The organism is uncultured Adlercreutzia sp. (assembly GCA_910585575.1).
Classification (GTDB): domain Bacteria; phylum Actinomycetota; class Coriobacteriia; order Coriobacteriales; family Eggerthellaceae; genus Adlercreutzia.
Window position 1 is genome coordinate 16,854 of the sequence record CAJUFS010000001.1, and the last position, 13,440, is coordinate 30,293.

Genomic DNA, 13,440 nt, shown 5'->3' on the forward strand with positions numbered 1-13,440 from the left:
ATGAGCAACGAACGATTCGATAGCAACGAGCGATTCGACACTCAAGCGCATAACGACGCGAAGACGGCGCCGGCAGGCTGCACTCCTGCGGGCCAGCGAGAGGGGGTGTCTACCATGGGTGAGACCAACGATTCCCAGGTCAACGCGGCTGCCGCGAAGATGCTGCATCGCACTCATGCGGAGGGCACGACGAAGGGCGCCGGCAACGGCGTCCCCGGCAATAACGACCCGATGGGAGGTGTCGAGAGCGGCGTGATCAGCCGAAACGCCCCGCGCCAGCTGAACCCCATGGGCAAGGCCCTGGCGGTGGTGCTCTCGGTGCTGCTGGTGGTCACCTGCTGGAACACCTACGCGCTGGAAGAGGCCCGCGACATGATCGTGGGCGACGCTGTTCCCATGAGCTCCGGCGAGGAGATCATCGATGACGAGGGCGGCGACAAGCTGCTCGACGACATCGACAACGGCGACACGGAGCAGGCCTCCAACGACGCCGACGCCAAGGACGGCGAAACCGGCGACGACGCCGCTAAGGCCGACGAGGGCGACGAAGCGTCCGACAAGGACGACGCTGGCGATGCTGACGACGCCATCACCGAGGAGGCCATGCAGGCCTTCTTGCCCGAGGGCCTGGAAGACGCCGACAAGGTGCTGCCGGCCCTGTCCGACAAGGCCAAGGACGCCAAGCAGGAGGGTGTGCAGACCCCCGCTACCACGTCCGAGAACGACCTGAAGGCTCACCTCTCCGAGCGCTTCGGCTTCTCCCTGAACACGGGCAACGCTCTGCAGATGAGCGACGGCGTGTTCCACGTGGACGACACTTCCGTTGATCTTGCGGCCGATTTCGGCAATTTGCCGCTACTGCTGGAGGGCGGCTACCTGGGCGGTTCCGAGGACACCGACTTCGTCACCATGACCTTCGAGGCTCCCTACGTGTACACGAACGCCAAGGGCGAACTGGTGCAGACGCTTTCCCAGGAGGAGTGGAAGGCCGCCAAGGGCGACGAGGCCGGCATGCGCGTGGCGCTGTCCGCCAAGGATATTCCCACCGGCTGGAGCGTGTGGACCGAGCACATGGGCCAGTACCTGAAGCACACCAAGAAGGACTTGGCCGCTGGCTTGTCCGGCACCATCGTGCTGCGCTATGAGGGCGCCCAGGACGAGAACGGCATCACCGAGAAGAAGACGCGCGGACAGCTGGCCGCCGGCGCCGCCATGCCCCAACTGACCGCCACCATCGAGGGCGACGTACCCGCCGACGAGAAGCTGACCGTGAAGGCCGGCTATCAGGTCAACTCCTACACCGCCGGCCGCGATGAGGACGGCAATCGCAAGGCCGACAGCATCCGTTGCGAGCTGGTGGAGAAGAAGGCCGCCGAAGTGACGCTCGTGAACGCCGAGCCGCAGCTGGCCCTGAAGGCGAAGGTGCAGCGCTTGGGCGACGCTCTCATGGGCGCCGAAAAGGGTTACGCTGCGTTCCTCGTGACGCTGACGTCTGCCAAGGGCACCCTCAACGAGAAGGGCTACACCCTGCGCGTCAGCGACACGCCCGACACCAATGAAGGTGTCGGCGCCCTGGACGCTGACGGCATTGTGGCCTTTGATGCGACGGAGGTTAATGATGCCGATCTCGACACGGTGGATCCGTCCGATCCGACGACCATCGAAGCGCTCGGTCGTTCGCTGGCCAGCGTGAAGAAGATCTCCGACGGCGTGGCCGACGTCACCTTCGCTACGGAAGAGGGCGATGCGCTGAGCTACGATGCCGTGAAGAAGGAAGCGAAGGGCGAGCGCGTGCTCTATGTGGCTGTGCCCTACAGCGTCCAGGCGCTTACCACGGCTGAGGACGGCTCATTCAGCGCCGAGGCCGTGAGCCTGCAGCTGACCGCCTCCCTCAACGGCAAAGCCGTGCAGGAGAATAAGGTCGAGAAGGCCGATACCCTCAACGAGACCCTCGAAGACGAAGACACTATATATATAGTAAAGAGCACGACGGAGGAAGTGATCTTCAAGGAGGCCCCCGAGCCGGAGCCCGAGCCTACCGAGCCGGAACCGGCCGAGGGTGACGAGCCCGACGCCACCGAGCCTACCGAGGGCGACGAGCCCGCTGAGGGCGACGATCAGCCCACCGAGAGCGACGCCACCGACGAGCCCGCTGCCGAAGAGGAGCCTGTTACCGAAGAAGAGCCCGAGGAGCCCGTCATCGAGGGCGCCGACCTTACTGAGCCCAACGACGAGCGACTGGGCGAGCTTGAGCACCTGACCGAAATGGCCGGTATCGATACGCTCGAAGGCATCGTCGAGGAAGATGCCAACCTCTATGGCATCGATCCGGTGCAGCTGTCCGCGGCGGTCATGGGACTCGACTTGGCCGACTTCGGCATCAGCCCCTTCGCCATTGCCCCCAAGGGTACCGGCGTGCTGACCGACACCTACTTCAATCCGAAACTGGTTGCCAGCGGCGCCTCTACTAGCTTGGGCGAGAACACCTACTTGGTGAACGAGCGCGACAACGTGCAGCTGTCGCTGCAGTGCGTGGGTAACGGCTCTTCTGGTTACTGGGGCGGCTTCAGCTACTACGGCTCGAACTGGTTCGGCACCTACGAGGAGGATGACGACGGCAACTACGTCTTCACCCGTAGCAAGGACAACGACGATCCCGATTACGCCAACGTGCAAACCGCCGAGGACGCCGTCATCTACGCCGAGGCCAAGGGCACGGGCAAGGAGTACCGCGGCCTGGAGCCCTCCCGCGCTACGCTGTATGACACGTGGGGCTCCCAATATAAAGTAGGGGAGCTGTTCTACCCCGATGTGGAGAGCAGTAACAAGGATCTGCAACTCTCCACCAAACTCGAGGATTACAACGAGCAGATGGACCAGTTGGGCTATGAGAAGATGGCTACGTCCTTTACCCTGCAGGTGCCCTTCCTGTTTACCAACGACAAGGGCGGTATGGACTCCACCTACAGCTACAAGGCATGGAAAGAAGAGGGCGGTACCTATGCGGCCAACGGCGAGCCGAGCACGCTCGAGTGCCCGCTTTTCGCCATCAACTTCGGCAACAACTGGGCCAACGTGAACACCAACTGGTGGGTGGACCTCATCGTGCCGGGCACTACTGAGACCATTCGCCTGAACAAGGTGCTGGACTACTGGGGCAAGGGCGACGAAGCTCAGAAGATGTTCGAGCAGCTGATCGTCGACTACCCGCAGCTGCAGGGCATGAACATCGGCGATGGCCAGCACGGCGGTCTGACCGGTGAGATCAAGTTCACCTGGCACGGCCCTCAGGACAGCACCTCGGGTACGGGCTTCACCGAGCGCGCCAACCTTTCCGGCTACAACTCCAACGTGCCGAATGTGTCGGTGAAGATGCTCGGCAGCATTCCCGAGAATGCCGGCGGTACCATTAACTACGGTGGTTCGGCGGGCATGTACACAAACAGCTCGGGCAAGGCGTACTACCCCCTGGCTGGCCGCGGCAACCGCTTCACGGCTCAGATGGGCGTAGGCTACAACAACACCGTGCGTAAGATCACCCTGTTGAAAACGAACCTGACGTGGGAGACCAAGTACGAGGCCATCTCCGACAACGTGCTGTACGATCGCTACAATTATATGGTGTATCGAGTGACCACTACGAACACCTCGTCCGGTACGGCTGAGATCGACTACCTGGAGTACTTCCTTACGCTGCACAACACCAAGCAGAACAACAACCAGGGCATCACCGAGCAAGACCTCATGCAGTGGCTGCTGCAGGGCAATACTATCGTGCAAAACCCGCTGTATGCCACTCAGGTGGCCAACGCGGCGCGCAGTCTTGCCCGCGAAGGGGAAGAGGCCCACAGCACCCAGTACGTGGGCGTCCCGAACAAGGGCGGCGTGCTCATCTACAACACCACGAACTGGCTCGACAAGGACTATGAGGACCTGGACAAGCGCACGTTCAAGAATCTCGACGCCATCATGGATCGTGCTAATGCCCGCGAGCGCAAGTACACCGAGGAAGTGAATCCGAACACGAACCAGGTGACGAAGCGTACTCTCTCTTACGATACGTCCAAGGACGATCAGTTCGCCGAGGCAGTGGAAACTGGCACGGTGGATCCGGACACCGGCGAGTCCATCGTGAACACGTCCTCCATTCCCTACCAGACGAACAACCAGTCCGGCCTGGTGAACTTCACGGTGTTGGAAGAGGATGGCGGTCACCTGTACCCCAACAGCAACATCAAGGGCAACGGTGACGGTACTTATAGCTTCCTGATGGCGGTGCCTTACACCACCAACATCAATTTGACGGTGGGCGGCCAAGGCGAGGGCTACTACGTCGACCTCGATCCGCTTACTACTATTTACTTCGGTAAGTTGGGTGTGGGCCGTGACTACTCCTGGTCCGACGCCGTGGAGAAGTTCGCAGCCAAGTTCGGTATCGCCCAGGCGGCCTTGGAATCTGAGAAGAACGTTCTGGATCGCTATACCTGGAAGAACGGGAAGGCCGGCACCACCATTGTGGAGCGCGACACGCCCGAGCGCGTCACCTCTACCTCGATGAGCTACCTGGGCTATCCCGTCTCCTATGAAATTGGCAAGTTCAAGACTACGGGCAACATGCCGCTCTATGGAGAAAATGCCGATAAGCTCTCGGCTGGTCCCCAAATTGTGGACACGTTGCCGAGCAACTTCCGTCTGTACAACTTGGAATTCGAGGTAACCACCGAGCACGAGCTGGGCACCGATGTGTATGCTCCCCTCAGCCAGTGGTTCGACATGAACAAGGACGACTTTACCGACGAGCTGCGTCCTGGCACGAACACCGATTCCTCTATCGTGCAGTTCCAGGTGTCCACCCCCAGCGATACCGAGGACGAGGACGACTACTATTGGATCAACATGGGCGAGCCGAAGTACGTGCGCACCGACACGGTGGTCGACTCCAAGACGGGCGACACTACCTACAAGCACGTGTACCGTTTGGGCGGCGACGCCAAGGCCGATAGCCTGGCCAGCTTGATGCAGGGCAAGCAGGACAGCTTGGCCCAGAAGCTGCTGGATCGCGGCATCAACCCGCTGCCGGGCATTACCAACAACAGCATCAACATCGACGGCACCGTGTACAGCTTCACTGGCGGCATTCGCATGATGCTGCGTGCCCCACTCGAGGAGAACCGATCGTTGCCCGTGGCCGTGCGTGTGACGGGTGCCATGACCATCCCCATGGTGGACTACCGTAACGCCTCGCAGGTGAACTACGGTAAGCGCACCTGGAACCATGCCAGCCAGAAGTATGCATCCTCCATGGACAGCAGCACGCGCTCGCTGGCTGCCTACCTGCAGGCCGAGCCGCCCATTCCCACGGTGACGGCCACGCCGGTGTCCATGGCCTCCGAGATGTTCGACGACAAGGCGGCCATCAGCTCCACCAACGCCGACGTTCAGCCCATCCTGTCCCGTTCCGGTTCGGGATGGCGCTTCACGCTGAACAACAACAGCAACTCTGTCATGCAGCCCGCCTCCTTTACCGTGGGCAACGTGTTCGGCGCCAACGAGGCCGCCGGCTTCGACACTGAGCGCGTGGGCATCAGCCAGGCTATCTTGGACAACAGCTCCATCTCGAAGATCGAGATCAACTATCGTTCCGGCGTAGCGGGCTCTCCGAACGCCCTGGAAACCAAGACGGCCACCTACGAGGGCAATGCCCTGAAGACGCTGCTCTCCAGCCGTCAGATGTACAAGGTGAACGGCAAGGAAGTGTGGCAGAAGAATGCTGCCGGCCAGTACCTGGACAGCAAGGGCAATCCCATTGCCGACCAGGACGACAAATCCACGTGGGTGAAGAATGGCGTAGCCATTTTGCCCGTGGACTACTTGAACGGCTACTTTATGTCGATGACCATCTACTTCGACATCGTGGCTGGCAAGTCCATGATCGACTCCTCGAAGAAGATGGTTGTCGAGGTTCTCGGCACCCCTGAAGAGCTGGCCAACATGTCTATGACCGGCACCTTCACCACCCGCTACGAGGAGCTTCTGTCCACCCATAAGTCGCGCAACCGCGAGGCGCGCGCCACCACCAGCTTCACGTCGCGCAAGGCGCCCTACAAGCTGGAAGTGACCACTACCGGTATGCGCGAGAGCCAGGTTCCGGGCGATCCGAACGCGCTGCTGGGCAACTGGGAGTACGTGCGCGACATCAACGGCAAGATCCTGAACCTGGTGCAGGTGTCCAGCGAGAGTCAGATTCCCGCTGGCAAGATCAAGTACACCGTAAACGGCAAGATCTACTACGAGAATGATGCCACGGGCGCGCCGGTTATCGAGAAGCACGACGACGGCAAGACCGACAAGGTGTTCGAGGGCTACATCGGCGACCCGGGCACTGGCTGGCGCATCACTGTGTCCAACGACTCGAACTTCGACATCGGCAACGCCGTCATCAAGGGCGGCTGGGTACTGAAGGAGTCCCAGGGCACGGGCAAGAAGGTCACTTCCACGCTGACCGACCCGCGTCTCATTCCCTTTGTGAACGATGGCCGTACCGACTACGAGGCCGCCTACATTGTGGCCAGTCCGGCCCTGTGGCAGACTACGCCGGTCACCCAGAAGGATGAGGACGGCAACGATGTCACAGTGGAGAAGCGCAAGGGCGGCATGTTTGCCAACCTCGACCTGTACTACTACGACGCCAACAACCTGAACCCCAACCAGGGCGACCCGAAGGTGGTCACCATCGACGGCCTGCTGTTCCGCGCCGCCACCAACACTTTCACCACGGAAGACTTGGAGGCTTTCGCTGACGGCACGAAGACCCAGCCCACCGCGGCCCAGGTGGCTGCGGCTGGCATCAGCGTGACCGACGAGGGCTACGTGGTGGTTTCCCTGGCCGACTGCAACCAGTGGCGCTCCAACTACTACCTGCGCGGCTTCCAGCAGCACTTCGTGAACTTCGGCAGCGGGCTAAAGCAGTCCGACAACGCCTATATGGATGTGTACGGCACCATCGTGAACCAGGACCTGCTGACCCTGGGCGGCGTGTTCTCTACCGACTACGCCAAGGAGAGCTGGAACAGCGCCGTGGACAGCCAGGGCCAGCTGGACGGCATGCCGTATCCCGCTAACGGCACTCCCATCATCGAGGCTCAGGGCAACCTGGCGGCTGACAATAAGCCGGCCAACGTGGGCAACACCACCGGCGTGCTTACCCAGTCGGTGCTGGGCGACGAGTCCGATCCCGAGAACATCATGAACACCGGCGCCAGCGTGCCCTCCCAGAAGGCTTACTACGACTATGAGTCTAGCTACCGCGTGAACCTGGCGAACAACACGAAGTACGCCATGTCCCTGGGTGCCACCGTGAACATCGGCACGCTGCCCAAGCAGAAGCTGACCGACTCCCGTTACGACGACGCCAAGCCGCAGTTCGTGGACTTCGAGACCCATCAGGTCATTCTGTCCAACGAGCTGTTCAAGTCTGACAAGGGCGAGGCGGGCTCGAACCCGGCCGTATACGCCGGCGAGATGATGGACGCCGCTATTACCTACTGGGAGTACGGCACCAACGGCGCCGATGACGCAGTGCAGAAGAAGCTGCAGCTGAAGGAAATCATCGAGTACGTCTACGGCAAGAAGATCAACGCCGACGGCACCCTGTCCGACACGCCGGTGACAGACCTGCCCGATTGGGCCAAGGAGCCGTTGCTGGATGAGGAGGGCAACCCCACTACCGAGACCGTTACCCTGTACAAGACCGACAGCGACGGCCGTCCGGTGAAGAACGCCGCCGGCGAGCATGAGGTTGTCTCGAAGGTGGACACCACCCAGGTGGTCACCATTGATGATTTGGGCAACGTCATCATCAACTGGCAGGCCTGGAACAAGGGCTATGTCACTGACGTGTTCCTGGACTACTCGCGCTTCAACAACTGGGTGTGCAAGGACACCGGCGCCTTCGTGGAGCTGAAGGGCAAGACCACCCATCGCGGTACTTATCAGTTGAACGCCAAGTTCAAGACGAAGCAGGCCATCGAGGACTGGACCCGTTCCTGGACCAGTGCCGTGAAGCTGGCCTCCGAGCTGCCGCCCATTCGTCCGAACTCCGCCATCGGCGCCTACGGCCACGAGGCCGGCGTGGAGACCCCTGGCGTTGAGGGCGTGGCCACCAAGCACGTGAACCAGGAGACGCTGTACAACAACCCGGCGAACTCCGAGCGCGATCGCACCAACTTCAACAGCGTGTACTATAAGCAGTACCCGGCCGTGTCAGGCGAAATCAAGACCGATCGTCCCATTGCTTACCGTGAAGAGCAGAACTCCGGCTACCGCGCCATCGTAACCAATAAGTCCGACTTCCCCATGTACACCGGCGCGAAGCTGACTGTGGGTAACCTGGTGCCCCGCTGGGACACCTTCGGCCATGCTATGGACGAGAACCTGGGCTACCACACCACACACTTCACGCTGTCGCCGGGCCTGCTGGAGAACTCGGTCATCGACAAGATCACCGTGCGCTACTGGCCCATGGTGGGCATCGACCACAAGAAGCTGTCCTCCGGCATTGGTTCGAACTCCAGCGTGAGCGGCGGCATCGTGAATATCGCCCGTACCGATATTGCCAAGGTGGCCGGTTCGGAGGAGGCCGTGTGGAAGTGGGAAGACCTGAAAGCCTACTGGGACAAGGACGGCGACGGGGAGATCGACGAGGGCAATATCACCCTGCCCGACACCTTGTGGCTGGGCGGCGACGCCTACTACTTCGAGGTGCACTTCAAGCGCATTGATGCCCAGGTGACCGAGGCCGACAAGGCCTGGGTCGACCTGTTCGGCTATGCCATCGACTCCTGCGATGTGTCGCTGGGCACCGATCCGTACTACGCTGAGTCTGAGGACCTGTGGCCTGACAAGAACGAGTATGACATTGCCCACTATGGCACTGATCACGCTTGGGGTTGCTGGGGCGGTGCTCCCAATACGGATATCCACTACCTTGGCATCAAGGCTTATGTGGGCAACTACTACGTGGTTGTCCAGGCGGACTCGCGCCTGCATGCCACCTATCCCGACAAGAGCTGGAACTTCCTGACGAAAACGAAGCGCACTACGGCCAATGGCGAGCAGACCTACTCCGACGACCAGGCGCTGCTGTACGCCATCGCCGGTATGCCGAACATGGCTCTGGGCGCCAACGCCTACTTCGACGTGAACAAGACGGCGGACGAGGCTATGAACTCTGCCGCGCCGGCTAACTTCGCCAATGGGGCCAAGGCCTTCTGGGGCGAGGACGGCGCGGGCTACCGCTTCAGCTTCAGCAACCAGAAGAGCGGCGACGCCGGCCGCAAGGTGTTCGAGAGCGAGCTGCGCATCGGCACCACGAATCGCAAGCAGTACTACTACGCCGACGGTACGGTTGACTACGGCGTGCAGCCCACGGGCTCTTCGGTTAGCTACGAGCTGGTTACTAACCGCGACGACGTCGAGGAATACGAGAACGTGGTGCGCGGCTTCCAGACCAAGGACATCATGGTGTCCAAGGACCTGATGGAGGGCGCGAAGATCAAGGAAATCGAGATCCAGTACTTCCCGCGCGGGTTGGCGGCCAGCGGCCCCTTGACGGCGGTGCCCGCCAAGCAGACCAAATACCTGCGCCTGGGCGACACCTACGATCCGAACTTCACCCACAGTGTGCGCGTGAACGGCACTATGACCACCCACTCGGGTGTTCAGCTGCCGCGCAAGGCCTATACGGCTGAAGACGGCACCGAGTACCAGGGCTACATCAACAGCGACGGTCACCTCGTCATTCCGTGGGATGTCTGGGGCAAGGGCTACATCACCAATGTGGTCATTCGCTTCGACTCCATTGAAGTAAACGCCGGCACCAACGGCAAGAGCGCCTACGTGGACTTGTGGGGCGAGGCGAACAACGTGCGCGACATGCCCCTATCCTCGTGGTTCGGCTGCACCTACAAACATGATGAATGGCACTATAAGAAGGACGAGCCAACTCGTCCCTATGGCCAGAACATCGGCAACTACCAGCTGAAGACCTGGGTGAACTATTGGCCGACCACCAACCACACCCAGGGTTTCACTGACGGCTACACCCGCGTGGGCGAGTTCGTGAAGTACGTGTCCAACGGCGCGAGTGCCGGCATTCCCAAGGACAAACCCGAAAGCTGGTATACGGCGGCTCTTATGCCGCAGTTCAAGCGCTGCGTGGCCGAGTGGCAGTCCTACTGGAAGGGCCAGAACGTGTTCCAGTCGGGCGATGCCACGGCCTGGATCTACGGTCGCCCCTACGAGGTGGACGAAGCCATCACGCCCACTACTTTCATGCGCTCCACCGAGCCTGCCTCCGATTCCGGCTATGACGATACCGCCGGCGGTGCTGATCAGACCGACGGCAAGCTGGCACGCAACCAGTCCACCCGTGCCTATCTGGACGATCCGGGCTCGGGCTACCGCTTCACACTCTCCAACAAAGCTACGACCGATGCCTCCGGCTCCATCCCGTTCCGGATGCAGAAGGCCTACTTTGCCACCGAGGCCATCCCCTTCGTGGAGAAGATGGTGCGCGATCCCGAAACGGGCCAGCAGGTGAAGGCGGGTGAGTATGTGAACTTCACCACGGAGTCGGTGGTGGCTTCCAAGGGCCTCTTCGACGCCGTGGCCGGCGGCTCCTACAAGGGAGGCGACAAGACCGGCATCTTCGACTTCAACCTCTATTACCGCGTGTATGGCGCTACCGCCGACGAGAAGCTGTCCATCCCGGGCGACGTTATGATCGCTCTGGCCAAGGGCTCGGAAGATCGCTATGTCACCGATCTGTCGACGGGTCTGCGCACGAAGGACAACGACGGCAACTTCATCACGCAGAAGCTGGTTGAGTCGGAGGACTGGATCGACGAGGTGGGCACCGATGCCGATAACGGCAATCGCTTCACCGCATGGCGCAACGTGACCACCACGGAGACCGACGACGACGGCAACGAGACCACGACCACCGAGAAGGTCGTGGTGGCCTACCGTGATGCCAAGGGCAATGTGGTCATCAACAAGGCGGCATGGGGCGGTCACTACTTCCGCAACGTCGAGACGCATCTGCGCAACTTCAACAACAACGTGACCGACGCCAACACCAACGCCTTCATCGAGTTCTGGGGCGCGGGCACCTATCGTTGGGTGGACGGCCTGTACTCCGGCGAGGCGGCTAACAACAACATCTACGCTACCTTCCGCACCGACTGGTTGACGGGCTGGTGGAACACGAACACCACGAACCGCTACGAGAGCGCGAACAGCACGAGCCGCTACTACATTTATCGCGTGACGGCCGCAGCCACGGGCTTTACCTTGGGTGCGCTGTACGATACCGAGTACAAGAACTTCGACTATCCGGTTACTATCGGCAGCACGAATTACGATAAGTTCTCAACCTACAACCCGTACTCCACCTATCGCGGCTACTGGTTCAACCCCATCATTACCAATGGCGCCACCACATCCAACATTTGGAACCACGCCAACGGCCATCAGTACAAGGATGCCTCCATGGGTGGCAAGGCGCCCTACACGGCCACCACGTACGCCCGTTTGGACGTGGCTCTGCAGCCGGTGCGCCCGGTTATCCGCATGTACTCCTATAAGGATGCGGCGCAGCACAACACACCCATCGCCAACTTGAACCGCTATGCCTACAGCCCGCTGTCCTCTGATGTGAGCGGCACCAAGGCCCTGGCAAGCGACACGGTGGGCAACCAGCTGTTCCCCAACGAGCCGCGCGCCTACTGGCGCGACGAGACCGTGGGCTTCCGCGCCACCGTGACCAATGACTCGCGCTATGCCATGACCAACGGTGCGCAGATTACCATCGGCGAGCCGGGCACCGCCTATCGCGGTGCCGGCGAGATGCGCCCTGTGTCGCAAAACGGCGCCCGTTCGCTCTTGCAGAACCTGGGCTTCCGCACCACGCGCCTGACCCTTTCCAAGAAGCTGTTCGAGGCCGCGCAGCACACCGATGAGAGCGGCAAGACGGTGAACGGTATTCGCTCCATTACCCTGAATTGGTATCCGAAGGACGCGAAGGCCCGCACTATCTACACCCATACCGGTGGCGACAACGCCACGGTGGCCGGCGACACGGTGTACAGCACTACCTACACCGGCGAGCAGGTGGCCCAGTGGTTTGCCGACGGCACTGACTTGACGGGCACCATTACCGTGCCCGGAGAGAACGAGGGCGATGAGCCCACTACCACGACCGGTGGTTTGGAGGGCTCCTCCAACGGCACTTCCGGCGACGGCACCACCACGTCCACCCTGGGCAACGTGGTGAAGAACGACGACGGCTCGGTCACTCTGTCCAGCGCCAAGTGGCTGGGCGGTGACTTGTGCGGCATCGTCATCGAGTACGATTACTTCAACGAGCATCTGACCGGCACCGATGCCTCGGTGGACTTCTTCGGCTACACCATCGACTCTCCCGATGTGAACAAAAAGAACGCCTACAACGAGAACTGGTGCCCCAACCACGGTTGGGCTACCTCTGCAAGTGGCTGCGGCGGCGGCTCGTCGGTGTGTCGCAACTGGGATTGGTTCTACGATCGCATCCAGCAGATTTCCGAGTTCCGCACCGACTACGACGTAGACGCCTGGAACTACCTGTACGGCGACTACACGTCGAACGGCACCACCATCACCAACGGCCGTCACGGCTCGGGCCTGAAGGCCAATACGTGGAACCACTACAGCGCGAACGCTTTTGGCGAGTTGACCAATACTCGCGACTTCGGTGAGCTGCTGGCCCATATGCCTGCTTCCAGCCAGCGTGTCATCGGCAAGTCCTACTTTGTGGAGAATCCAGCTCCGTTGTCCAGCAACGTGGTATTCGCTAACTTGAGCAAGAGCACCACGGCTTGGTACAAGTACTATGGCTCCGGCTACCGCTTCAACTACACAAACTACGGCAACCCGAACTCGACGCAGTCTTACGGCTATACCTATAACCCGGATGGAAACGTATACGACGTGGATAATACCCGTACCCACGGCAACTATGAGATGTTCGACAGCTATATCCTGGTGGGCACCATGCCCAAGGAGAAGGTGCCCGCGGCCGAGGTGGACGACTACGACAACGACCATCGCTACTACGACGCGAAGTACGTGAGCTTGTCCAAGGGCCTGCTGGATGCCATGACCTGGGATCCTGCTACGTGGAATAACGCTACATGGCACGAGACGGCCATGACTGGCAACGGCTTCGGCGGCAACGGCCATGGCAACGCCATCAAGAAGTTCACCATCGTCACTTATCCGTCCACCAAGAACGCCGGTGCCACGGAAGGGGAGGGCGGCGGTTCCTCCGACGGCGAGAGCGAGGGAGAAGGCGACGGTGACGACGAGTCAGAGCCCGAGCCGGCCTTTACGCCGGGTACGGTG

Annotated in this window: 1 protein-coding gene (cut by a window edge); it reads left to right on the forward strand. The window is 61.0% G+C overall.

From position 1 onward, the window contains the following. Positions 1-13,440, forward strand: partial view of an LPXTG cell wall anchor domain-containing protein gene (locus QZ307_RS00075; RefSeq protein ID WP_295994091.1) — the start only. 56,637 nt of this gene lie beyond the right edge of the window; only the first 13,440 of its 70,077 coding nucleotides appear in the window; it begins with the start codon at positions 1-3; its stop codon lies beyond the right edge, outside the window.